Genomic DNA, 22,447 nt, shown 5'->3' with positions numbered 1-22,447 from the left:
CCAAACTTCTCCGCATCGGCGACTTGACTTTTTGCACGCTGGCGTGATTTAATTTTGAGTAATCAAAATCAATGATGTACTTCCTGCTGCTGATCGTGATTGGGCTGGTGGTGTTTGCGCCCGTTTACGGGGTGGCGGCGCGGGTCCGAAAGTATCGGCTGGCGCTGGCGCGCGAGCGCACGGAGAACGCACTCAAGCACCTGCTGCGGCAGGCCACCGAGGGCCACACCTCGTCGTTTGCGTCATTGCAGGGCGTGCTGCGCATGGGCGATCGCCAGTTGATGGCGCTGACGCAGCGTCTCGAGCGTGAGGGCCTGGTGCGCTCGGAAGGCACGCAGTTCCAGCTGACGCCCGGCGGCGAGCGCGTCGCCCTTCACGTCTTGCGCGCTCACCGCTTGTGGGAGCTGTATCTCGCCGACGAACTGGGCGTCCCGATCGATCGCGTGCACGAGCAGGCCGAGCGCGCCGAACACGGTCTCAGCAAGGAACAACTCGATCGGCTGTCGGCGGCGATGGGCCATCCCGAACTGGATCCCCACGGCGATCCGATTCCCACCGGCGACGGACTGGTCCCCGAGTCACCGGGCACTCCGCTCGCCGCGTGGCCGCCGTCCACGCCGGGCTGCATCGTGCACCTCGAGGACGAGCCGCCGCTGGCCTTCGCGCAGCTGTCGGCCGAGGGGCTTCGTCTCGGCCAGGTCGTGCGCATCATCGACCGGTCGCCGACCCGCGTGGTGCTCAGCGACGGCGAGAACGAGTATCGGCTGGCGCCGATGGTGGCCGCTAACGTTCACGTCGTCGCGGTGACGGCGACGGAACCGGTATCGACGGCGTGGCCGGAAGGGGTGATCCCCCTCACCGGCCTCCCCTCCGGTGCGTCGGCGGAAGTGGTGGCGCTCGATCCGGCGTTCCGCGGTTTCGCCCGCCGGCGCCTGCTCGACCTGGGCTTCACGCCGGGGGCGCGCATCCGCAGCGACCTGGCCACCTTTGCGGGAGACCCCCGCGCGTATCGGCTGCGCGGCACCACCATTGCGCTTCGGCGCGAGCAATCGGATCACGTGCTCGTCAAGCGGCTGGCCTGACGAAGGACTGAGACCCCATCATGAGCGTCGAACACAACTGCGAAACCTGTCCGGTGCACGCGGAGATGGCCCAACTGGGCGCCGCCGTCGGGGCTTACGATCGGGTCGTCGCCCTCGCCGGCAATCCCAACACCGGCAAGTCCACGCTGTTCAACTCGCTGACCGGCCTGCGCCAGCACACCGGCAACTGGCCCGGCAAGACGGTGACGCGCGCCGAAGGCGGCTTCCAGTTCGGCGGCGTGCGCTACAAGCTCGTGGACCTGCCGGGCACTTACTCGCTGCTGTCGGCCTCAGACGATGAGGAAGTGGCCAGGAACTATCTGCTGTTCGGACGTCCGGACTGCACCGTGGTGGTCGTGGACGCGAGCGCGCTCGAGCGCAACCTCTACCTGGTCCTCCAGGTGCTGGAGATCACCGATCGCGTCGTGGTGGCGGTGAACCTGATGGACGAAGCGAAACGTCGCGGCGTCAGCGTTGACACGCGCAGCCTCGCGCGCGACCTGGGGGTGCCGGCGGTTCCGATCGTGGCGGGCACCGGCGAGAACATGATGGCGCTGCTCGGGGAGGTGGCCGCGGTCGCGTCGGGGGAGACGGTGACCCAGCCGCTGCGTTCCAAGGGGACGCCGGAGTTCGAGCGCGCGGTCAGCACGCTGGTGCCGATGATCGAAGCGGCGGCGCCGGGCGTGCCAAACGCGCGATGGATCGCCATTCGCCTGCTCGATGGCGACGTGCCGGTCGAAGAAGCGCTGGCCAGCGGCCGGCTCGCCGAACTGGTGGTCCGCCAGCAGGCGCCTGACGCTCGCTTCAGCCGCAAGATCGCGCTGCAGGGAGCGCAGTGAGCGAGCGCCTGGCCGCCACCACCGGCGACATCATCCGCGAAGCCGCGGCGCTGCGCCGCTCGCTGGAGGCGGGCTTCCGCGAGGAGGTGGTGACGTCGCTGTACGGTGAGGTCGAGCGCATCACGCGGCGGGCCGTGCAGGATTCCGGATCGCGGCCGCTGGAACTCGATCAGCGCATCGACCGCATCGTCACGTCGCGGTGGCTCGGGCTGCCGCTGATGCTGGTGGTCCTCGCGGTGATCTTCTGGCTGACCATCGTCGGCGCGAATGTCCCGTCGCAGATGCTGGCCCAGGGGTTCTTCTGGTTCGAGGACCTGGCGGCGGGCTGGTTCACGCAGCTCGGCGTGCCGTGGTGGATCACCGGTTTCGTGTGGCACGGCGTCTATCGCGGCCTGGCGTGGGTGATCAGCGTGATGCTGCCGCCGATGGCGATCTTCTTCCCGCTCTTCACCATTCTCGAGGACCTCGGCTATTTGCCGCGCGTCGCCTTCAACCTCGACTACCTGTTCAAGCGGGCGGGCGCGCACGGCAAGCAGGCACTGTCGATGGCGATGGGCTTCGGCTGCAACGCCGCCGGCGTCATTGCCACGCGGGTGATCGACTCGCCGCGCGAGCGGCTGGTCGCGATCCTGACCAACAACTTCGTGCCCTGCAACGGCCGCTTCCCGACGTTGATCATGCTCGCCACGGTGTTCGTGGCGGCGGCCTTTCCGCCGGCGGTGGCGTCGCTGGTTGCCGCCGGGTCGGTGGTGGCCATCGTCCTGGTCGGGGTGGCGTTCACGCTGGCCGTGTCGTGGGCGCTGTCGCGGACGGTGCTGCGGGGCGAGGCCTCGGCGTTCACCCTTGAACTGCCGCCATACCGCCGGCCGGCCGTGGCGCGCATCCTCTACACGTCGCTGATCGACCGCACCCTGTTCGTCCTGTGGCGCGCCATTGTCACCGCCGCCCCGGCCGGCGCGGTGATCTGGCTGCTGGCCAACATCTCACCGGGCGGCGTCAGCCTTGCCACCCGGACTGCCGTCTTTCTCGATCCGCTCGGTTGGGCCATCGGCCTCGACGGTGTCATCCTGCTGGCCTACATCATCGCCATTCCGGCGAACGAGATCGTGGTGCCGACGATGTTGATGGTCTACATGTCCCAGGGCATGATGACCGAGCTCGATTCTCTGGACGGCCTGCGCGTGCTGCTGGTTGACGAGCACGGCTGGACGATGCTGACCGCGGTGAATCTCATGCTGTTCTCGCTGCTGCATAACCCCTGCGCGACGACCATCATCACGATCTACAAGGAAACGCTCAGCGCCAAGTGGACGACCATTGGCGCCCTGATGCCGCTGGTCCTGGCGTTTGCGGTGACCTTGCTGACCGCCGCGATCGCCCGCATGTTCCTCGGTTTCTGAATGTCGCTGCGAACGGCGTTCGACTCGCCCGAACGCAAGCGCGCTCACGCGCGCGCCCTGTTCGCGACCATTGCCGATCGCTACGACTTGATCACCGCGGTGCTGTCGTACGGACAGGACGCGCGGTGGAAGCGGCGGCTCGTGCGCCTGGCCCAGGTCAAGCCCGGCGAGCGTGCGCTCGACCTGGCCTGCGGCACCGGCGACATCGCGTTCGCGGTGGCGGCCAAGGGCGCGCGGGTGACCGGGCTCGACATCACGCCACGCATGCTCGAACTGGCGGCGCGGAGATCCGGGGCGGCGACGTTCCTGGCCGGCGACATGACCAGCCTGCCGTTCACGTCGCAGACCTTCGACCTGGTCACCACGGGCTACGGCTTGCGCAACGTGCCGGACCTCGACACCGCGATCGACGAAATCGCGCGCGTGTTGCGTCCCGGCGGGCGGCTGCTGTCGCTCGATTTCAATCGTCCGCGGTCGGCCGTGGTCCGCGTCGCCTACCTGTCGTACCTCACGGTGGTCGGGTCCGCGCTCGGCTGGCTCCTGCACCGCGACCCCGACACGTATCGCTACATCCCGGCTTCGATTCGCCGCTACCCCGGCGCCGAAGGGGTGGCCGCGCTGCTGACATCACGGGGCTTCAACGTCCGTGTCATCCCGCTACTGTTTGGGTTGATGTCACTGCATCTCGCCGAACGCCGCTAACGCTTCCCGGCCAGGGGCCGATGAAACAGACAGGACACAGACGAACGCCGTGCAGATGTATGCACCCGCGTTCACTCCTGGGCACTACCGAAGGCACCAACCCCTTGGCACCTGAGGCACCCTAGGCACCTTAGGCACCTTAGGCACGTTAATCCGTGGCTCTAGTCGACTCCCTCCTCACCGCAATGGTGCGCGCCAATGGCGACGCGCTGGTGATGCACGTCGGTGAGCGCCCGTACGTGGTGGCTGGCGCCGGCACCATCGACTTGTCCACGCAGACGCTCCACCTCGAGGCCATGACCGGCATGCTGCAGCAATTGCTACCGGTCGTCGCCCAGGATTCGCTCGAGGAGTTCGGCGCCGTGGAGCATCACCTGCCGTCGCGCGAGGGCGATGCGTTTACGGTTGTCGCGGCGAGGGGCGGCGACGATATCTGGATCGAGATCCGCCGCCGGCGCAACGCGGCGGTGACGGCCGCGGCGCCGCCTGTCGCGGCCCCTGTTCCGGTCGCGCCACCGGTTGTCGTCGCGGTGCCCGTTGCGGAACCGGCGGCACCTCCGGTAGTGGAATCGAGCCCGGCGCCGGAGATCGCGGCTGCTGTCCACGTGCCCGCGCCGATCGCCGCCGAGCCGCCGCTGCCTGAGGTGGTGACGGCCGTTGAGACTGCACCTCCCGTTGAAGCGCCGATCGCTGAGATCGCCGCCGTGGCACTGACTGAAGAGCCGTCCGCTGAAGATCTGGCGATCCAGATGCTCGATCAACTGCTCTCGCAGCCACCCGAACTGACGGAGGTCGAGGAGTTCGAAGCAGCGGTCGCCGCCGCCCCGAGTCCGGTTGAAGCTCCCGTTGCTCCAGTAGAACACGCTGCACTCGCGGCACCAGTTGCGCGCGTTGCACCCGAAGCACCCGCCGCCCCCGAATTGGCCGCGGTTCTTCCAATGATCCGCACGGTCCGCTTTGAGGTCCCCGCGCGCACCGCCACTCTTCGCGCGGCCGGCGTCGAGCGGTTGTTGCGGCTGGCCGCGGCCCGCGCGGCTTCGACCCTGTTCGTCGCGTCGGATTGCCGTCCCGCGATTCGCGTCGAAGGCGACATTCGTCCGCTCGACGGCGAGCCGCCCCTGTCCCGCGCCGAGGTCGAGGCCGCGGTGCTGGAACTGGTGCCCGCGACGGAGCAAGAGGCGGTCGGCCGCGGCGAATCCACGGAGTGGATCACCGAGTTCCCCGAGTTGGGACGGGTCCGCTGCATCACCTTCACCGATCATCGCGGCCCCGGCGTGGTGTTCCGCATGATCGAGACGCGCGCGGCCACGGCCGAGCAGTTGGGCCTGTCGCGCGAAGTGCAGGCCCTGGCGACCGAGCCGCAGGGCCTGGTGCTGGTGGCCGGCACGCGCGGCACGGGCAAGTCCACGCTGGTGTCGGCGCTGGTGGACCTGGTGAACCGGCAGCGGGCCGAGTATGTGGTCACCCTCGAGCGCCAGATCCGGCTGGTCCACGACAATCGTGCCGCCATCGTCAGCCAGCGCGAGATTCGCGGCGGCGCCGAGGAAGCGCTGAGCGCCGCGCGGGCGGCGTTGCGTGAGGGTCCGGACGTGCTGGTGGTTGACGACCTGGCGTCGTCGCAGATGGTGCCGCTCCTGCTCGAGGCCGCGTCAGAGGGGCTGGTCTTCGTGTCGATCACGGCGCCGTCCACGACCGACGCCGTTGAGCGCTTCACCGAGCTGGCGCCCGCCGACATGCGCGCCGGCGTTCAGGCGGCGATGGCTGAAACGTTCCGGGGCGCCGTGGCGCAGGTCTTGTTGAAGAAGACGGGCGGGGGCCGCGTGGCGGCTCGCGAAGTGCTGCTGGCCACCGCGCCGGTCACGCGCGTCATTGCCGACGGCGTGCCGGGCCAGCTCCGGACCGCGCTCGAGGGCGGCCGCAAGCACGGCATGGTGCCGTTGGCCGATGCGCTGGTGTCGCTGGTGCAATCAGGCGTGGTGGACGTGCGGGAAGCATTCCGCAAGGCGCCCGATCGCGATCGCCTGCTGGCCGGCCTCAGGCGTGAAGGCATCGATACGACGGTGGTCGATCGCCTCGCCTAGACCGGGCCCCGCGCGCGGCAGCCGCGCGTGGGTGGCTAGACCAGCCAGGGGCGGAGCTCTTCCAGCAACATCTCGATCACATCTTCTTCGGTGAGCTGCACGAGCGGGTTGCTGCCCTTGATGGAGCGATCCGACTGGATGATGCGGCTGCCGCGCACGCGGGTGACCGTGACCAGCGGCTGAGGCGGGTCCGCGGTGGTGTCGAGTTCGAGCTGGATGCCGTCGTCACGCTGCCGTTCCGATTGCAGGCGCACGCCGCCGGCCGGTGTCATCACCTCGAAGTGGAGGCCTTCGGATTTCAGGATGTTGGCGAACATCTTGAACACCGGGATGGCCGCGCTCTCGAGAAAGGTCTCGTAGACCCTGGTCGCGTCGGCCACCCGGCCGCGGCGCTCGGCCTGATCTCTTCGTTCCTGCTCGATCGCAGTCTTGACACGCTTCCGGACGACAGCAACATCAGCCATTGCCCTGATCTTACAGCCTTCCGGCTTCGCTTCTGCTACGGCGGACCAGTCGGGCCGCTAGACGACCCGGCTGTCCCGCAAGCCGGCGATGGCGGCCGCCGAGTATCCCAGCTCCGCCAGCACCGCATCAGTGTGCTGGCCGAGCACCGGCGGCGCCGACCGCAAGCTGGCCGGAGTGTCCGACAGCTTGATCGGCGCGCCGATTACGCGGGTGGCCCCGATGGTGGGATGCATCAGCGTCTGCACCATGTCCCGGGCGGCGAGTTGCGGGTCGTTCAGCATCTGGCCAATGTCGCGGACCTCGCCGTTGGCGACGCCGGCGGCGTTCAGTCGCGCGATCCACTCGGCGCTGGTCGCGGTCCGGAACACGCGATCGATCGGCGGTCGCATGGCGTCGTAGTTGGCCATGCGGTCCCGATTGGTCGCGAAGCGGGAGTCGGCGGCCAGTTCGGGGAGGTTCGCCGCCAGGCAGAAGCGCTTCCAGATCTCGTCGTTGCCGACCGCGATCACGATCTCGCCATCGGCGGTGGTGAACGTTTCGTAGGGTGCGATGGTGGCGTGACGGTTCCCCTGCCGCTTGGGGGTCTCGCCGGTGGCGAACCAGTTGGCTGCCTGGTAGGTGAGCAGCGCGGCCGTCGTGTCGAGCATGCCGATGTCGACGCGCTGTCCCTGACCCGAGCGCTCGCGCGCGAGCAGGGCGGCGGTGATGCCCTGCGCGCAGTACAGGCCAGCCACCATGTCGGTGATGGCGACGCCGAGGCGATAGCCGGGCCGGTCCGGATCGCCGGTCACGCTCATCAATCCGCCCTCGGCCTGCATGACCGCGTCGTACCCCGCCTCGTCGCTGCGCGGCCCGGTCTGGCCATAGCCCGAGATCGAGGCATAGACCAGGCGCGGGAAGCGGTCGTGCATCGCTTCCCAGCCGAAGCCGGCGCGCGCGAGCGTGCCCGGCCGGAAGTTCTCCACCAGCACGTCGGCCTTGGCAATCAGCTTCTCGAGCAGGTCGCGGCCCGCGGCCGGCTTGTAGTCGAGGGTGACGCTTTCCTTGTTGCGGTTGATGCTCAGGAAGTAGGCGCTTTCCGCGCCGACGAACGGCGGGCCCCAGTGCCGCGTGTCGTCTCCCTTGCGGGGCTGTTCGACCTTGATGACGCGGGCGCCGAGGTCGCCGAGCACCATCGTGCAGTACGGGCCGGACAGGACGCGCGTGAGGTCCAGTACGGTGAAACCAGAGAGGGGTCCGGGCATGGGAATCTAAAGTTCTCGAAGTCGTTGTGAGATGCGCGCGAGGTCGCTCAGCAGCGCATAGGCGGTCTGCGTCAGGCTGCCCGATCGTTGGACGATGCCGACCTCGCCGAGGAGGTCGGTGTTGAGATAGAGCGCGTTCTCGACATCCTGGAGATTGGCGAGGGGATCGCTGCGGTCAAGGACTTCGGGCTCCACGCGCGCCCGGACCTTGCCGCCCTGTCGCGTCGCCGACGCCACCAGCCGGATCCGCCGGTTGCGGCTGAGGGCGTCGCGCACGTCGAGTCCGGTGACGTCGCGAATCCCGGTGCGCGCGACGTGGTGGGGCGTCATCGCGCTCCCCATCAGCACGTTGACCAGCGCCGCGGTCTTGGCGGCGGCGTCCCAGCCGTCGATGTCGAGCGACGGGTCGGCTTCGGTAATGCCGCGCGCCTGCATTTCGGCCACCGCCAGGTCGAACTCCTTGCCCCGCTCGAGTTCCGACAGGATGAAATTGCAGGTGCTGTTGATCACGCCGCGGAAGCCGTCGATGACAATGGCCGGCATCGTCTCGCGCACGAGGTTGAACACCGGCACGCCGTCCATCACCGCGCCCTCGAAGAAGAAGATGCGGTCCACCGACTCGGCCAGCGCCTCGAGCTCGTGGTAGGCGAAGGCGGCGGGCCCCTTGTTGGCGGTGACGACGTGGGCCTGGCCTTCGAGGGCGGCGCGCACGTGCGACACCGCCGGCTCGCCGCGATCGATGTCGAGCACGGTCGTCTCGATGCACACCAGCCGCCCCTCGGCGGCGTCGTCGGCCATCGCGTCGGCGACCTGCCGGATTACGTCGATGCCGCTGCGCTCCCGCGGCGATGCGTCCAGCCGGTCCAGGGACTGGTTGGACTCCACGTAGGCGAGGGCCCGCGTCACGTCGATGCCCTCGATGTCGATCGCCGAGCCGTGGTGCCTGGTCGAGATGCCGACCACCTTCCAGGTGAAATCGAGACGGTCGGCGGTTTCGTCGAGCAGCCGGAGGAACCGGCGCGCGACGTTGCCGAACCCGATCAGGACGAGCGGAAGCTCCAGCTGACTCATGCTTGCGACGCGGCGCGTGGCGTGGCCGGCAGGGAGGCGAGCAACTCGCGCAGCCGCTCCAGTCCGGCGCGGTTGTAGGCGGGCGGCTCGCCGAAGCCCAGCCGCAGGTAGCCGTCCATGCCGAAGTGGTCGCCGGGCACGATCAACACGCCCTTCTCCTCGCGCAGGCGCGTGACCAGCGTCGTCGAGTTGATCGGATGCTGGTAGCGCAGGTAGACGATCGCGCCGGCCTCCGGTGCGATCCACTCGAAGCCGCCGGCGTTGCGGAGCCAGTCTTCGATGAGCGGCAGGTTGGTCCGGAGGATGCCGCGCGTCCGTTCGAGCAACCGCGCCCGGCGGGCGGGCGCCAGCGCGACCCGCGCGAGGCGATCGCTCAGCGCGCCGGGCGCAATCGTCACGTAGTCGTGGTACGACCAGAACGCCGCGACCAGCGGCGGCGGCGCCACGATCCAGCCGATGCGCAGGCCCGGCAGGCCGTACGCCTTGGACAGGCCGCTGGTGATGATCGCCCGGTCCGAACGGCCCCACATCGAGGCGGTCTCCTGCCCGTCGAGCTCGGCGCCGCGATAGACCTCGTCGGACAGGATCCACGCGCCGTGGCGGTCGGCAATCCGCGCCACCGCGTCGAGATCGGCGGCGGTGAGGCGGGCGCCGGTCGGGTTGTTGGGGTTGCAGATCACGATCATCCGGGTCTTGGCGTTCACCAGCGCCTCGAGCGCCGGGAGGTCCACCCGCCAGCGGCCCGCGGCGCGGTCCTCGATGAACCGCCACTCGCGGACGGTCGCGCCGAACGCGCGCGCCAGGCCCCAGGTCTGCATGTAATTGGGGACCAGCATCACGACCTCGTCGCCCGGCTCGATCAGCCGGAACGTCGTGATGAAGTTGGCCTCCGACCCGCCGTTGGTGACCTCGACGTGGTCGAGGCCGGCGCCGGGGTAGAGCCCGGCGATGGCGGCCCGCAGCTCGATCGTGCCATTGGACTGCGAATAGACCAGCGGCTGGTCAAGGAGACCGTCCAGCCCGATCGCGTCCTCGATCAGCTCCCGGGAGGTGAGCGGACGCACTCCGCTTTCCGACAGGTTGAATTCAACCAGGTTCTCGAAAGTGGACTGCATTCGTTCCATGTCGAATTGTTCGAGCTTCATGCCCGGCAGTTTATACTTTCTCCTGACCCTGATGCGCGACGACCCAATCCCGCGCTTCGTCCGCGTTCCGGCCGGCGAGTTCTCCATGGGATCGGACGAGGGCGCCGCCGACGAACGCCCGATGCACCTTGTGCACGTGGACGCGTTCCACGCGTCCATCCACCCGATCACGGTCGAGCAATACGCGGAGTTCACGAAAGAGGCCACCTACGGCGCGCCGGCCATCCGCGACTTGCCGCTGGTGGTGACGCCCGCGCAGGAGTCGTCATTCCGGGAACTGGCCGCCCCTTACCTCTGGCGGGGCGGCGAACCCCCGCGCGAACGATTACGGCACCCTGTCACTCTGGTCACTCACGCGGATGCCACCGCGTACTGCCGATGGTTGAGCGGCCGCGTCGGACGCCTGGTGCGGCTCCCCACCGAGGCCGAATGGGAACGCGCGGCACGCGGCGGCCGCGCCGGCGCGCGCTACCCCTGGGGTGACGACGTCGATGCGTCGCGCGCGAACTTCCTGCCCGATCCGGCTCTCAAACGGCATCGCGGCACACGGCCGGTCGGCTGCTATCCGCCGAATGAGAACCAGCTGTACGACATGGCCGGCAACGTCTGGCAGTGGGTAGCGGACTGGTATCGCGCCGACGCCTACCGCCACGGCGATCACCGGAACCCGCGCGGTCCCGGCAACGGCACGCTGCGGATCGTGCGCGGCGGCTCGTGGGTGACCCATGACGTGGATCAACTGCGTTGCGCCCATCGCCACAAGGTGCCGCCCGACACCTACGCGTACAGCATCGGGTTTCGCGTCGTGTATTCGGATGATGGCTCCAGCGCATGAGCTTTCTGGTGCCTGGGCGCTGTGGCACACTGCATCCATGAAGACCGTGGCCTCCGCACTCATCGCGCTCGTCGTGGCGACCGCACCTGCCGGCGCCCAGGCGCCGGCGCCGCAACCGTCGTTGATCGAAGTGTCGGGCGAAGGCATCGTGACGGCGGTGCCCGATCAAGCGTGGGTCCGCATCGGCGCGGAGAGCCGGTCGAAGATTTCGAAAGACGCGCAGGCCCGAAACGCGGAAGCGATGACCGCCGTGCAGCAGAAGATGTCGGCGATTGGCATCCCGAAAGACGCTGTTCGCACTCTCGCCATCGACCTGCAGATGGAATACGACTACGCCAACGGGCGGCAGACGGCGCGCGGCTACGTGGCGCGCCACACCATCGAGGTGCGCGTGGACGACTTCGCGAAGCTCGGGGACGTGCTGGATGCCGCGGTCGGGTCCGGTGCGACCAACCTCCACGGGCTCCGATTCGACGTCAAGCGCCGGGAGGCGCTCGAGCGGGAGGCCCTGCAGCTGGCGGTGGCCAACGCCATGGGCCGGGCCGAGGCGCTGGCGACCGGCGCCAGGCGCTCGATCGATCGCGTGATGCGCATCGAGGAATTGTCCGTGAACCGCGGGGGCGAGGCGCCGGTGATGGCCATGCGGATGAAGGCGGAGGATGCGAGCACGCCGGTGGCGGCAGGTGAGTTGGAGATCCGCGCGCAGATCCGGCTGACGGCGTCCCTGAAATAGTCGGGCTTTACAAGACGGACCTTCCAGAACCAAAACTCATCCGAACCATCCTGAATTTGTCTGAACCGCTGCGAACGGACCAGGTTCGGTGGGAGAGGTTCTGACTTAAAATCGAAGACCGATAGAGTCGGACATGGAAACGCCTACGACCACGACGAACGTGACCCCGTCGATCATCGACTTGATCGGCGACACGCCGCTCATTCGCCTGCGCCGCATCGAGCGCGACCTGCCTGGCGTCGAGCTGTACGCCAAGGCCGAGTGGAAGAACCCCGGTGGATCGGTGAAGGATCGCCCGGCCTTGCGCATGGTGCAGGAGGGCATCGCCTCGGGCCGCCTCGTGCCCGAGAAGATCATTCTCGACGCCACCTCCGGCAACACCGGCATTGCCTACGCGATGATCGGCGCGGCCATGGGCTTCAAGGTGAGGTTGTGCATGCCGGAGAACGTCACGCCCGAGCGCAAGCGCATCCTGCGCGCCTACGGCGCGGAGCTGATCTTCACCAATCCGCTCGAAGGCTCTGACGGCGCCATCCGCATGGCGCAAGAGGTGAACGGCCAGGCGCCGGATCGGTTCTTCTACGCCGATCAGTACAACAACGATTTCAACTGGCGCGCGCACTACGACACCACAGGTCCGGAAATTATCAGGCAGGCCGGCTCGCGCCTGACCCACTTCGTCGCCGGCCTGGGCACGAGCGGCACGTTCGTCGGCACCGGCCGCCGCCTCCGCGAGTTCAAGCGGGACATCGTGCTCGCATCGGTGCAGCCCGACTCGCCGCTGCACGGGCTCGAAGGACTCAAGCACATGGAATCGGCCATGGTCCCCGGCATCTACGATCCGGCGCTGGCGGATGAAGACGTGCGGGTCGGCACGGAAGAGGCCTACGAGATGACGCGGCGCCTGGCGCAGGAAGAGGGTTTGCTCGTCGGCATTTCGAGCGGCGCCAACCTGGTCGGCGCACTGGAGGTCGCGCGCCCCGGCGCGGTGGTCGTCGTGGTGTTCTGCGACGGTGGCGAACGCTACTTGTCGGAGCGCTTCTGGGAGAATCCCCCGGAAGGCGCCTCGATTGGCGGCACCAACTGATGGCCGGGCTGGTGTTGCGGCCGGCCACGGACGCCGCCATTCGCGCGCACGGGCGGGAAACGTTCCCGCACGAATGCTGCGGCGCCCTGCTGGGCCGCGACGGCGTCGTGCACGCGGCGCACGCCCTGCCCAACACGACCGAAGAGGGCCCGAGGCGGCGCTTCCTGGTGAGGCCGGACGACTATCGGGGCGCCGAGAAGCGCGCCCGCGAAACCGGGCTCGACCTGCTCGGCTTCTACCACTCGCATCCCGACCACCCCGCCCGGCCCTCGCAGTACGACCTGGACCACGCGTGGCCGTCGTTCTCTTACGTGATCGTCTCGGTCATGGCGGGCGAAGACCAGTTGTTGACGTCGTGGCGCTTGAAAGAAGACCGCTCGGCCTTCGCTGAAGAGCCCGTGGCGATCACCGAGTCACCAAATCCCTAGTCCCTAGTCCCTAGATCCCTAGATCCCTAAATCCCGAAGCCCAAATCACCAACTCACCAAATCACCAGATCACCAAATCATGATCAAGATCTTCATCCCGACCCCGCTCCGCCCGTTTACCGACAAGCTCGACACCGTGGAGGTGGACGGGGCCACCGTCGGCGAGCTGCTGCAGAACCTGACCACCAAGTACGCGGGTCTGAAGCAGCACCTCTACGCCGCCGACGGCAAGCTTCGCAGTTTCGTCAACGTCTACGTCAATGACGATGACATCCGCTACTTGCAGAAGGACCAGACGCCGGTGAAGGCGGGCGACACGGTGAGCATCATCCCGTCGGTGGCGGGCGGCAGCCCCGCGGTCACCGAGGTGCTGCCGGAATTGTCGGGCGACGAGATCAAGCGTTACAGCCGGCACCTGATCATGCCGGAGGTGGGCGTCGAAGGGCAGCGCAAGCTGAAGGCGGGGAAGGTCCTGTGCATTGGCGCCGGCGGCCTGGGTTCGCCGGCGGCGATGTATCTCGCCGCGGCCGGCGTCGGGACCATCGGCATTGTCGACTTCGACGTGGTGGACTTCAGCAACCTGCAGCGCCAGTTGCTGCACGGCACGCCCGATGTCGGCCGGCCGAAGCTGGACTCGGCGAAGGATCGCCTGAACGCGCTCAACCCGAACGTGCACATCGAGACCTACGACGCGGCGCTCAGCTCGGAGAACGCGATGAAGTTCTTCGAGCCCTACGACGTCATTCTCGACGGCACCGACAACTTTCCGACGCGCTACCTGGTGAACGACGCCTGCGTGCTCAGCGGCAAGCCCAACGCCTACGGCAGCATCTTCCGCTTCGAAGGCCAGGCCTCGGTGTTCGCGACCAAAGACGGCCCGTGCTACCGGTGCCTGTATCCTGAGCCGCCGCCGCCGGGCCTGGTCCCGAGCTGCGCGGAAGGCGGCGTGTTCGGCGTGCTGCCCGGGATCATCGGGGTGATCCAGGCCACCGAGACCATCAAGTTGATCCTCGGCATCGGCGAACCGCTGATTGGCCGTTTCATGATCTACGACGCGCTGCGGATGCGCTTCCGGGAGTTGAAGCTGCGCAAGGACGCCGACTGCCCGGTGTGCGGGACCCACCCGACGGTGACCAGGTTGATCGACTACGAGCAGTTCTGCGGCGTCGCCCCGCACCAGCTCGCGGCGGAGGCCGCGAAGACGCCGGCGACGAGCGCCGACGCGCTCACGTCGCGCGAACTCAAGGCGGAGCTCGATCGGGGCGAGAAGCTGGTGATCGTGGACGTCCGGGAGCCGCAGGAATATCAGATCAACCGGATCCAGGGTTCGGTCCTGATTCCGCTTGGCGACCTGCCGAAGCGGTACGTTGAGCTGGATCCGAACGCCAACATCGTGTCGCAGTGCAAGTCGGGGGTGCGCAGTGCGAAAGCCCAGGAATTCCTTCGTTCTAAAGGGTTTACGAGCGTCCGGAACCTGACGGGCGGCATCCTCGGGTGGATAGACCAGGTCGATCCGAGCCAGCCGAAGTATTAGTCCGGCCAACCGCCTACGCCAAGGCTCCGGCGAGTCTCGGGGACCATTGCCGACTTGCGGTGTCGGACATCAGGGACTAATATAGGACTGCAGCGGTCGTATATGTGTAGCGCGCAAATATGCTGAGACTCTCGAAGAAGTCGGACTACGCCTTGATCTCGATGAAGCACCTGGCCATGCGGCCGGACGCCTCGTCCAGCGCGCGCGAGATTTCGGAGGCCTACGACATCCCATTGGAGCTGCTCGCCAAGGTGCTGCAGCGGTTGGTGCGTGCGCGGTTGCTGGCGTCGGAGCAGGGCACGCGCGGCGGCTATCGGCTGGCTCGCCACGCGGCCACCATCTCGGTGGCCGACGTGATTCAGGCGGTTGATGGCCCGGTGACCGTGACCGCCTGCTCGACCGACGATCACAACTGCGATCAGTACGGCAAGTGCAGCATTCGCGACCCGCTGTGGAAGATCAAGAACCGCATCCTCGACGCGCTCACCACGGTGAGCGTGGCCGAGATGGCGGTGGAGATGGATGCGCCGGTGCCGGTGCCGTCAACCGTGTCGCGCATGGTGTTCGTGCCGCCGATTGGTGAATGACAACGGCTTGGGACTTGGGGCTTGGGGCTTGAAATGATCTACCTCGACCATCACGCGACGACCCCCGTGGATGCGCGTGTGGTCGAGGCGATGCTGCCGTTCTTCTCCGAACGATTCGGGAACGCGGCGAGCCGGCAACACGCGTTCGGGTGGGCCGCGAACGACGCGGTCGAGCGGGCCCGGAAGCAGGTCGCCGCGTTGATTGGCGCCGGCGGCAAGGACGTGGTCTTCACGAGCGGCGCGACCGAGGCGAACAACCTCGCGATCAAGGGCGCGGCGAAGGCCAGGCGTGGCGAGCGCGACCATCTCGTGACGGTGGCCACCGAGCACAAGGCGGTGCTCGATCCGATGGCGCGGCTTCAGCACGACGGCTGGAGCGTCACGGTGCTGCCGGTGAACGGCGTCGGCCTCGTCGACCTCGCCGCGCTGGACGCGGCGATCACCGGGCGCACGGCGCTCGTGAGCGTGATGGCGGCGAACAACGAGATTGGCGTGTTGCAGCCGATCAGGGACGCGGCGGCGCTGGCCCACGCGAAGGGCGCGTGGTTCCACACCGACGCGGTGCAGGCGGTGGGCAAGGTGCCGTTCGACGTCGAGGCCCTGGACGTGGACCTGGTGTCGATGACGGCGCACAAGCTGTACGGCCCGAAAGGCGTTGGCGCGTTGTATGTGAGGCGGAACAGGCCTGAAATGCGGCTCGCCGCCGAGATCGACGGCGGCGGCCACGAGCGCGGCCTGCGGTCGGGCACCTTGAACGTGCCGGGCATTGTCGGGTTCGGGCGGGCGGCGGAGATCGCCCGCGCGGAGATGACCGAAGAGGCGGGCCGCACCACGGCGCTTCGCGAGCGTCTGCTCGCGGCCCTCCATGCGAAGACCGACGGGATGACGGTGAACGGCGCGCTGAACGCGCGGCTGCCCGGCAACCTGAACGTCAGCTTCGACGGAATTGACGGGGAGGCGCTGCTGGTGAGCCTCGACGACATCGCCGTGTCGTCGGGCGCGGCGTGCACCGCCGCCGAACCGTCGCACGTGCTGGTCGCGCTCGGCTTGTCAACGGATCGCGCGCTGGCCTCGCTCCGGTTCGGGATCGGGCGAACCACGACCGCGGCCGAAATCGATTACGCGGCCGCCAAGGTGGCGGACGTCGTGACCCGGCTTCGCGCGATGTCGCCGGTGTAGGCATGGGCCACTCGGACGAGGTTCTCAAGCGCGTCCGCGAGCCGCAACGGGTGGGGACGCTGCCCGCCGGCCTCGATGTCGGCTCGGGCGTGTCGGGAACGCTCGAGGAGGGCGCGGTCACTCGCATCGACGTGCGGGTGAGCGGCACCCGGGTGGTTGAAGCGCGGTTCAGGGTGTTCGGCTGCAGCGCCGCGATAGCGAGCGCGAGCCTGGTGGCCGAGTGGCTGGAAGGCGCATCGCTGGACGAGGCGCAGGCGCTCACGGCCGAGCGGGTCACGGAGACCCTGCAGCTGGCGCACGAACGCGAGCACGTCGCGCGCCGGGCGATCGAAGCCGCGCGCCAGGCGTTGGCCAGCGCGACGGCGGAAGGCGGAACGACATGATCGAGATCACTGAAAGCGCGGCGCGCGTCATCACGCGCCAGCTGGTCAAGAACCAGCAGCCCGAGGGCGGCCTCCGCATTGCGATCAAGGCCGGCGGGTGCTCGGGCTTCAGCTACCAGTTCGAGTGGGACGCCGCGGCCCGTGAGACCGACGCGGTGTTCGAAGGCGCCGGCGGCGCGAAGGTCTTCGTTGACCCTCGCAGCCTGAAATTGCTCGACGGCACGGTGCTCGATTTCGACGAGCACAACATGCTGGCGACCAGCTTTACGTTGAAGAACCCGCATGCGACGAGCACGTGCGGCTGCGGCACGTCGTTTTCGGCCTAGGAATGTCATGAGCACAGCAACCAAGCAAATCGAAGAACTGGCGAACACCGAATACAAGTACGGGTTCGTCACCGACGTCGAGCAGGACATCGTCCCGGTCGGCCTGAACGAGGACGTCGTCCGCTTGATCTCGTCGAAGAAGGGCGAGCCCGAGTGGATGCTCGACTGGCGCCTCAAGGCGTTCCGCGCGTGGCTCAAGATGGAAGAGCCGCACTGGCAGAACGTCACCTACGAGCCGATCGACTACCAGGGCGTGAGCTACTATGCCGCGCCCTCGGAGAAGAAGAAGCTGAACAGCCTGGACGAGGTTGACCCGGAGATCCGCGCCACCTTCGACAAGCTGGGCATCCCGATCGAAGAGCAGAAGCTGCTCTCGAACGTGGCGGTCGACGCCGTGTTCGACTCGGTGTCGGTGGCGACGACCTTCCGCAGCAAGCTGGCCGAGCTCGGCATCATCTTCTGCTCGTTCTCGGAAGCCGTGAAGAATCACCCCGGGCTGGTGAAGCAGTACGTCGGCTCCGTGGTGCCGCACACTGACAACTACTTCGCCGCGCTCAACTCGGCGGTGTTCAGCGACGGCAGCTTCGTCTACATCCCGAAGGGCGTGCGCTGCCCGATGGAGCTGTCCACCTACTTCCGCATCAACGCCAAGAACACCGGGCAGTTCGAGCGCACCCTGATCATCGCCGACGAAGGCGCGACGGTGAGCTACCTCGAGGGCTGCACGGCGCCGATGCGCGACGAGCACCAGCTGCACGCGGCGGTGGTCGAGCTGGTCGCCCACACCGACGCGACCATCAAGTACTCCACCGTCCAGAACTGGTACCCCGGCGACAAGAACGGCAAGGGCGGCATCTACAACTTCGTCACCAAGCGCGGCATCTGCAAGGGCGACCGCTCGAAGATCACGTGGACTCAGGTGGAAACCGGCTCCGCCGTGACCTGGAAGTACCCGAGCTGCATCCTGCAGGGCAACGACTCGGTTGGCGAGTTCTACTCGGTGGCGGTCACCAACAACCACCAGCAGGCCGACACCGGCACCAAGATGATTCACCTGGGCAAGAACACCCGCAGCACGATCGTGTCGAAGGGGATCTCCGCCGGCCGGGGCCAGAACACCTACCGCGGCGCCGTCAAGATCGGCCGGAACGCGGCCAACGCCCGCAACTACTCGCAGTGCGACTCGCTGCTGATTGGCGACCGCTGCGGCGCGCACACGTTTCCGTACCTGGAAATCAAGAACACCACCGCCAAGGTGGAGCACGAAGCCTCGACCTCGAAGATCGGCGAGGACCAGATCTTCTATTGCGAGTCGCGTGGCATCTCGAAGGAAGACGCGATCAACATGATCGTGTCGGGCTTCTGCAAGGAGGTGTTCAGGGAGCTCCCCATGGAGTTCGCGGTCGAGGCGCAGAAGCTGCTCGGAATTTCTCTCGAAGGGTCGGTCGGTTAAATCATGCTTGACGTCAAGAATCTTCAGGTTAGGGTCGAAGACAAGGCAATCCTCCGCGGCATCAACCTCACGGTGAAGGCCGGCGAAGTGCACGCCATCATGGGGCCCAACGGCTCCGGCAAGAGCACGTTCGCCCGGGCCCTCGCCGGGCATCCCGGCTACGAGGTCACCGGCGGCTCCGTCACCTACCAGGGCAAGGACCTGCTCGACATGGATCCGGACGAGCGCGCCCGCGAGGGCGTGTTCATGGCGTTCCAATACCCGGTGGAAATCCCCGGCGTCAACAACGCCTACTTCCTCAAGGCGGCGCTGAATGCCAAGCGCAGGCACCAGGGCCTCGACGAACTCGACGCCATGGACTTCATGGCGCTGGTCAAGGAGAAGCTCAAGATCCTGCATGTCGACGAGTCGATGCTGATGCGCTCGGTGAACGAGGGCTTCTCGGGCGGTGAGAAGAAGCGCAACGAGATCTTCCACATGGCGGTGCTCGAGCCGACCCTGGCCGTGCTCGACGAAACCGATTCCGGCCTCGACATCGATGCGCTGCGAGTGGTGGCCGATGGCGTCAATGCCATGCGCAGCCCGGAACGCGCGTTCATCGTCGTGACGCACTACCAGCGCCTGCTCGAGTACATCGTGCCGGACTACGTCCACGTGCTGGCCGACGGCCGGATCGTCCGATCGGGTGGCCGCGACCTGGCCCTGGAGCTCGAAGCGAAGGGCTATGCCTGGACCGAGCCCGCGGCGACCGGGGCGAGGAAGTAACGATGAGCCCCGTGGCGGAACGACAGGAAACCTATCTGGCCGAATATGGCCAGTTCACGCAGGACCGCGGCCACGCCGCGCCGGCGTGGGTGAAGGAGCGCCGGGCAGCGGCGTCCAGCCGATTCGCGGAGGTCGGCTTCCCGACCACCCGCCAGGAAGACTGGCGGTTCACCAACATCGCGCCGATTGCCGAGTGTGAGTTCGCGCTGGCATCCGGCGCGTTCGCCCAGGCGCCCGCGCTGGTGGCCGGCGTCAACGTGCCCGGCGCGGTCCGGCTCGTGATCGTCAACGGCCAGTTCGCCGCCAGCCTGTCGGACTTGCGCACGCTGCCCAAGGGCCTTCGCATTGCCAGCCTGCGGGACGGCGCGCGGGACGCCACCGACGGCCTGGAGAAGCACCTCGCCAGGGTCTTCAGCCTCGACGCCCATCCGTTCGCGGCGCTCAACACCGCGTTCCTGGACGACGGCGTGGCGATCATGGTGACCGCGGGCGCCGTCGTCGAAACGCCGGTTCACATCGTGATCGTCACCGGTAGCGACCTGCCCCCCGAAGCCTCGGCGAAGGGGGGCGGCCAGCCGGTGGTCGCGCATCCGCGCGTGCTGATCATCGCCGGCGCCAACAGCCAGGTGCGCGTGGCGCAGACCTTCATCGGCGCCCCCGGCGACGTCTACTTCAACAACGCCGTGGCCGAGGTCGTGGTGGGCGAAGGCGCGGTGGTTGACCTCTACACCGACCAGCGCGAATCGGACCAGGCCTTTCACCTGGCCAACATCCAGGCCCACGTCGAGGCGAAGGGCGTGTTTTCGTCGCACGCGTTTTCAACCGGCGGCCGGATCATGCGCCACGACATCGGGATTGGCCTGAAGGGCGAAGGCGCCGACTGCACCATGAACGGCGTCTACCTCGCCGACGGCGACCGCCTCATGGACACGCACACCTCGCTCGATCACGCCATGCCGCACTGCACGAGCCACGAGATCTACAAGGGCATCCTGGCCGGCAAGGCCAAGGCAGTGTTCAACGGCCGCATCATCGTCCGGCTCGACGCGCAGAAGACCGACGCCAAGCAGACCAACCGCGCCCTGCTGCTGTCGGATGACGCGACCATCAACTCGAACCCGCAGCTCGAGATCTTCGCGGACGATGTGAAGTGTACGCATGGCGCGGCGGTGGGGCAGTTGGATGAAGAGGCGCTGTTTTATCTGCAGGCGCGCGGCCTGACCCGCGCCGACGCCCGCGACATGCTGCTGCACGCGTTTGCCGGCGAGGTAATCGCCGGCCTCAAGATTCCGGCGCTGCGGGAACAGATTGAGGCCAACTTCTTCAGTGCGCTGGCACGGGACATCGCCCTTCGACCAGGCTCAGGGCAGGAGGGACGGTGATGGCGACCGGCATCAGCAGCGTGGCGGCCCACCTTCGCCAAGGCTTCGGCGGGCAGGCGGCGTTCGACGTCGCGAAGATTCGGGCCGACTTCCCGATCCTCACCGAGCGGGTGCACGGCAAGCCGCTGGTGTATCTCGATAGCGCCAACACCAGCCAGAAGCCCGAAGCGGTGCTGAAGGCGATGGACGACTACTATCGCCACGCCAACGCCAACATCCATCGCGCCACGCACCTGCTGAGCGAACGCGCCACGGCGTTGTACGAGGGCGGCCGCGCCAAGGCGGCGAAATTCCTCAACGCGACCGACCCGCACACCATTGTGCTGACCAAGGGCACCACCGACGGCATCAACCTGGTGGCGCAGAGCTACGGCCGGTCGACGCTGAAGCCGGGCGACGAGATCCTGCTGACGTGGCTCGAGCACCACTCGAACATCGTGCCGTGGCAGATGGTGGCCGAGCAGACCGGCGCAGTCATCACGGTGGTGCCGATCAACGAGGCGGGTGAGATCGACCAGGTCCAGTTCGCGGAGCTGCTGTCGGACCGCACCAAGATTGTCGCGGTCGGCCACGTCTCGAACGCGTTGGGCACGATCAATCCGATCAGGGCGATGATCGCCCAGGCGCACGCGGCCGGCGCGGTCGTGCTGGTGGATGGCGCCCAGGCCGCGCCGCACCTGGTGATTGACGTGCAGGCGCTCGACTGCGACTTCTACGTGCTCTCGAGCCACAAGATGTACGGGCCCACGGGCACCGGCGTCCTCTACGGCCGCGCCCAGTTGCTGGAGGCGATGCCGCCTTATCAGGGTGGCGGCGACATGATCGCGTCGGTCACCTTCGAAAAGACGATCTACAACCAGGTGCCGTACAAGTTCGAGGCCGGCACGCCCAACATGGCGGGCGTGGTCGGGCTTGGCGCCGCGGTGGATTACCTGGCGGCGATCGATCGGGACGCCGCCCTCGCGCACGAAGACGCGTTGCTGGCTTACGCCACCGGCCAGGTGCGGCAGATTCCGGGCGTGCGGATCATCGGCGAGGCCCGTGACAAGACCGGCGTGCTGTCGTTCACGCTCGACGGCGTGCATCCGCACGACGCCGGCACCATCCTGGATCAGCAGGGTGTGGCGGTGCGCACCGGCCAGCACTGCGCGCAGCCGGTGATGGACCGCTACTGCATTCCGGCCACCATTCGCGCCTCGCTGGGCATTTACAACACGCGCGCGGACATCGACGCCCTCGTGCGCGGCATCGACAAGGTGCGGGAAGTGTTTGCCTGATGTCAGAAGTCAACGAGCTGTATCAAGAGGTCATCCTCGACCACAACCGCCGCCCGCACAACTTCCGCGTGATCGAGGGCGCGACGACGACCCAGGAAGGCTACAACCCGCTGTGCGGGGATCGGCTGACGCTGTACGTGGCGATGGACGGCAGCGTGATCAAGGACGTGGCGTTCCAGGGGTCTGGCTGCGCCATCTCCAAGGCCTCGGCGTCGCTGATGACCGATGCGCTGAAGGGCAAGACCGTCGAGCAGGCGCGCGAGCTGTTCGACCAGTTTCACGCCATGATCACGTCGGACCATGCCGGTCCGACGGCGGACCTGGGCAAGCTGTCGGTGCTCGCGGGCGTGCGCGAGTTCCCCGCGCGCATCAAGTGCGCGAGCCTGGCCTGGCACACCATGAAAGCGGCGGTCGCCCACGAAACCGACGCGCCGGTCTCAACCGAATGA

The 22,447-nt window shown here is 67.5% G+C and carries 23 protein-coding genes and 1 pseudogene; 20 read left to right on the top strand and 4 right to left on the bottom strand.

Annotated elements, in window-relative coordinates; all coding sequences use genetic code 11:
• Nucleotides 1–71 precede the first annotated feature (71 nt).
• The 5 genes from WC815_15625 (at nucleotide 72) to WC815_15605 (ending at nucleotide 6,104) form a co-directional block, all read left to right on the top strand.
• Nucleotides 72–1,082, top strand: a complete 1,011-nt coding sequence (locus WC815_15625) for a metal-dependent transcriptional regulator (protein MFA5910210.1) — start codon at nucleotides 72–74, stop codon at nucleotides 1,080–1,082.
• Between the two features lie 20 nt (nucleotides 1,083–1,102).
• Nucleotides 1,103–1,921, top strand: coding sequence for a FeoB small GTPase domain-containing protein (locus WC815_15620; protein MFA5910209.1), 819 nt, complete (start codon nucleotides 1,103–1,105; stop codon nucleotides 1,919–1,921).
• Entirely contained in the window at nucleotides 1,918–3,321 is a 1,404-nt protein-coding gene (locus WC815_15615) for a nucleoside recognition domain-containing protein (protein MFA5910208.1), read from the top strand. Before WC815_15620 ends, WC815_15615 begins: the two co-directional genes overlap by 4 nt.
• On the top strand, nucleotides 3,322–4,023 hold the full coding sequence (locus WC815_15610; protein ID MFA5910207.1) for a ubiquinone/menaquinone biosynthesis methyltransferase: 702 nt from the start codon (nucleotides 3,322–3,324) through the stop codon (nucleotides 4,021–4,023). It begins immediately after the preceding gene.
• A 155-nt stretch (nucleotides 4,024–4,178) separates the two neighbouring features.
• The gene (locus tag WC815_15605; GenBank protein ID MFA5910206.1) at nucleotides 4,179–6,104 is read left to right on the top strand and encodes an ATPase, T2SS/T4P/T4SS family; all 1,926 of its coding nucleotides are present in this window, start codon (nucleotides 4,179–4,181) and stop codon (nucleotides 6,102–6,104) included.
• 35 nt (nucleotides 6,105–6,139) lie between these two features.
• On the opposite strand, the gene WC815_15600 is transcribed toward WC815_15605, so the two are convergent.
• Genes WC815_15600 through WC815_15585 form a run of 4 tightly spaced genes read right to left on the bottom strand, consistent with a single transcriptional unit; the run spans nucleotide 6,140 to nucleotide 10,029 of the window.
• A complete protein-coding gene (locus tag WC815_15600) occupies nucleotides 6,140–6,568 on the bottom strand; it encodes a hypothetical protein (GenBank protein ID MFA5910205.1) in 429 nt (142 codons plus the stop codon).
• A gap of 57 nt (nucleotides 6,569–6,625) precedes the next feature.
• A complete protein-coding gene (locus WC815_15595) occupies nucleotides 6,626–7,813 on the bottom strand; it encodes a CaiB/BaiF CoA-transferase family protein (GenBank protein ID MFA5910204.1) in 1,188 nt (395 codons plus the stop codon).
• A gap of 6 nt (nucleotides 7,814–7,819) precedes the next feature.
• On the bottom strand, nucleotides 7,820–8,884 hold the full coding sequence (locus tag WC815_15590; protein ID MFA5910203.1) for a hypothetical protein: 1,065 nt from the start codon (nucleotides 8,882–8,884) through the stop codon (nucleotides 7,820–7,822).
• A complete protein-coding gene (locus tag WC815_15585; GenBank protein ID MFA5910202.1) occupies nucleotides 8,881–10,029 on the bottom strand; it encodes an aminotransferase class I/II-fold pyridoxal phosphate-dependent enzyme in 1,149 nt (382 codons plus the stop codon). Before WC815_15585 ends, WC815_15590 begins: the two co-directional genes overlap by 4 nt.
• On the opposite strand from WC815_15585, the gene WC815_15580 reads away from it, so the two are divergent.
• The 15 genes and pseudogenes from WC815_15580 to WC815_15510 all read left to right on the top strand — a co-directional run bounded on the left by WC815_15580 (nucleotide 10,028) and on the right by WC815_15510 (nucleotide 22,447).
• Nucleotides 10,028–10,864 (top strand): formylglycine-generating enzyme family protein, encoded by an 837-nt coding sequence (locus WC815_15580; GenBank protein MFA5910201.1) that lies wholly within the window; start codon nucleotides 10,028–10,030, stop codon nucleotides 10,862–10,864. The two genes, WC815_15585 and WC815_15580, sit on opposite strands and share 2 nt — an antisense overlap.
• A gap of 37 nt (nucleotides 10,865–10,901) precedes the next feature.
• A complete protein-coding gene (locus tag WC815_15575) occupies nucleotides 10,902–11,597 on the top strand; it encodes an SIMPL domain-containing protein (GenBank protein MFA5910200.1) in 696 nt (231 codons plus the stop codon).
• Between the two features lie 133 nt (nucleotides 11,598–11,730).
• Nucleotides 11,731–12,684 carry a cysteine synthase family protein gene (locus WC815_15570; GenBank protein MFA5910199.1) on the top strand — a complete coding sequence of 318 codons (954 nt, stop codon included), beginning with the start codon at nucleotides 11,731–11,733 and terminating at the stop codon, nucleotides 12,682–12,684.
• Nucleotides 12,684–13,112: a M67 family metallopeptidase gene (locus WC815_15565; protein MFA5910198.1), complete on the top strand. Its 429-nt coding sequence runs from the start codon at nucleotides 12,684–12,686 to the stop codon at nucleotides 13,110–13,112. Before WC815_15570 ends, WC815_15565 begins: the two co-directional genes overlap by 1 nt.
• Nucleotides 13,113–13,191: 79 nt before the next feature.
• Nucleotides 13,192–13,449: pseudogene (locus WC815_15560) on the top strand (MoaD/ThiS family protein).
• 33 nt (nucleotides 13,450–13,482) lie between these two features.
• The gene (gene moeB, locus WC815_15555) at nucleotides 13,483–14,646 is read left to right on the top strand and encodes a molybdopterin-synthase adenylyltransferase MoeB (protein ID MFA5910197.1); all 1,164 of its coding nucleotides are present in this window, start codon (nucleotides 13,483–13,485) and stop codon (nucleotides 14,644–14,646) included.
• 119 nt (nucleotides 14,647–14,765) lie between these two features.
• On the top strand, nucleotides 14,766–15,233 hold the full coding sequence (locus WC815_15550) for an SUF system Fe-S cluster assembly regulator (GenBank protein MFA5910196.1): 468 nt from the start codon (nucleotides 14,766–14,768) through the stop codon (nucleotides 15,231–15,233).
• Nucleotides 15,234–15,266: 33 nt separating this feature from the next.
• Entirely contained in the window at nucleotides 15,267–16,412 is a 1,146-nt protein-coding gene (locus WC815_15545; protein MFA5910195.1) for an aminotransferase class V-fold PLP-dependent enzyme, read from the top strand.
• A 2-nt stretch (nucleotides 16,413–16,414) separates the two neighbouring features.
• Nucleotides 16,415–16,795: an iron-sulfur cluster assembly scaffold protein gene (locus tag WC815_15540; protein MFA5910194.1), complete on the top strand. Its 381-nt coding sequence runs from the start codon at nucleotides 16,415–16,417 to the stop codon at nucleotides 16,793–16,795.
• Nucleotides 16,792–17,121, top strand: coding sequence for an iron-sulfur cluster assembly accessory protein (locus WC815_15535; GenBank protein MFA5910193.1), 330 nt, complete (start codon nucleotides 16,792–16,794; stop codon nucleotides 17,119–17,121). Before WC815_15540 ends, WC815_15535 begins: the two co-directional genes overlap by 4 nt.
• Nucleotides 17,122–17,128: 7 nt before the next feature.
• Nucleotides 17,129–18,574 carry a Fe-S cluster assembly protein SufB gene (sufB, locus tag WC815_15530; protein ID MFA5910192.1) on the top strand — a complete coding sequence of 482 codons (1,446 nt, stop codon included), beginning with the start codon at nucleotides 17,129–17,131 and terminating at the stop codon, nucleotides 18,572–18,574.
• Between the two features lie 3 nt (nucleotides 18,575–18,577).
• Complete coding sequence (gene sufC / locus WC815_15525; GenBank protein ID MFA5910191.1) at nucleotides 18,578–19,339, top strand: Fe-S cluster assembly ATPase SufC; 762 nt, start codon at nucleotides 18,578–18,580, stop codon at nucleotides 19,337–19,339.
• A gap of 2 nt (nucleotides 19,340–19,341) precedes the next feature.
• Nucleotides 19,342–20,721 (top strand): Fe-S cluster assembly protein SufD, encoded by a 1,380-nt coding sequence (sufD, locus tag WC815_15520; GenBank protein ID MFA5910190.1) that lies wholly within the window; start codon nucleotides 19,342–19,344, stop codon nucleotides 20,719–20,721.
• Entirely contained in the window at nucleotides 20,721–21,998 is a 1,278-nt protein-coding gene (locus tag WC815_15515) for a cysteine desulfurase (protein MFA5910189.1), read from the top strand. The genes sufD and WC815_15515 overlap by 1 nt, the downstream gene beginning before the upstream one ends.
• Nucleotides 21,998–22,447 (top strand): SUF system NifU family Fe-S cluster assembly protein, encoded by a 450-nt coding sequence (locus WC815_15510; GenBank protein ID MFA5910188.1) that lies wholly within the window; start codon nucleotides 21,998–22,000, stop codon nucleotides 22,445–22,447. The genes WC815_15515 and WC815_15510 overlap by 1 nt, the downstream gene beginning before the upstream one ends.

This window comes from Vicinamibacterales bacterium (genome assembly GCA_041659285.1).
Lineage (GTDB): Bacteria > Acidobacteriota > Vicinamibacteria > Vicinamibacterales > UBA2999 > 12-FULL-67-14b.
Note: the sequence above shows the minus strand (reverse complement) of the source record. Positions and strands in the feature narration are given on the sequence as shown.

Coding starts and splice junctions, on each gene's coding strand:
- WC815_15570 (MFA5910199.1), top strand. CDS start 11,731: ATGGAAACGCCTACGACCACGACGAACGTGACCCCGTCGATCATCGAC.
- WC815_15590 (MFA5910203.1), bottom strand. CDS start 8,884: ATGAGTCAGCTGGAGCTTCCGCTCGTCCTGATCGGGTTCGGCAACGTC.
- WC815_15510 (MFA5910188.1), top strand. CDS start 21,998: ATGTCAGAAGTCAACGAGCTGTATCAAGAGGTCATCCTCGACCACAAC.
- WC815_15535 (MFA5910193.1), top strand. CDS start 16,792: ATGATCGAGATCACTGAAAGCGCGGCGCGCGTCATCACGCGCCAGCTG.
- sufD (MFA5910190.1), top strand. CDS start 19,342: ATGAGCCCCGTGGCGGAACGACAGGAAACCTATCTGGCCGAATATGGC.
- WC815_15540 (MFA5910194.1), top strand. CDS start 16,415: ATGGGCCACTCGGACGAGGTTCTCAAGCGCGTCCGCGAGCCGCAACGG.
- sufB (MFA5910192.1), top strand. CDS start 17,129: ATGAGCACAGCAACCAAGCAAATCGAAGAACTGGCGAACACCGAATAC.
- WC815_15550 (MFA5910196.1), top strand. CDS start 14,766: ATGCTGAGACTCTCGAAGAAGTCGGACTACGCCTTGATCTCGATGAAG.
- WC815_15610 (MFA5910207.1), top strand. CDS start 3,322: ATGTCGCTGCGAACGGCGTTCGACTCGCCCGAACGCAAGCGCGCTCAC.
- WC815_15625 (MFA5910210.1), top strand. CDS start 72: ATGATGTACTTCCTGCTGCTGATCGTGATTGGGCTGGTGGTGTTTGCG.
- WC815_15545 (MFA5910195.1), top strand. CDS start 15,267: ATGATCTACCTCGACCATCACGCGACGACCCCCGTGGATGCGCGTGTG.
- WC815_15595 (MFA5910204.1), bottom strand. CDS start 7,813: ATGCCCGGACCCCTCTCTGGTTTCACCGTACTGGACCTCACGCGCGTC.
- WC815_15515 (MFA5910189.1), top strand. CDS start 20,721: ATGGCGACCGGCATCAGCAGCGTGGCGGCCCACCTTCGCCAAGGCTTC.
- WC815_15580 (MFA5910201.1), top strand. CDS start 10,028: ATGCCCGGCAGTTTATACTTTCTCCTGACCCTGATGCGCGACGACCCA.
- sufC (MFA5910191.1), top strand. CDS start 18,578: ATGCTTGACGTCAAGAATCTTCAGGTTAGGGTCGAAGACAAGGCAATC.
- WC815_15575 (MFA5910200.1), top strand. CDS start 10,902: ATGAAGACCGTGGCCTCCGCACTCATCGCGCTCGTCGTGGCGACCGCA.
- WC815_15600 (MFA5910205.1), bottom strand. CDS start 6,568: ATGGCTGATGTTGCTGTCGTCCGGAAGCGTGTCAAGACTGCGATCGAG.
- WC815_15585 (MFA5910202.1), bottom strand. CDS start 10,029: ATGAAGCTCGAACAATTCGACATGGAACGAATGCAGTCCACTTTCGAG.
- WC815_15620 (MFA5910209.1), top strand. CDS start 1,103: ATGAGCGTCGAACACAACTGCGAAACCTGTCCGGTGCACGCGGAGATG.
- WC815_15565 (MFA5910198.1), top strand. CDS start 12,684: ATGGCCGGGCTGGTGTTGCGGCCGGCCACGGACGCCGCCATTCGCGCG.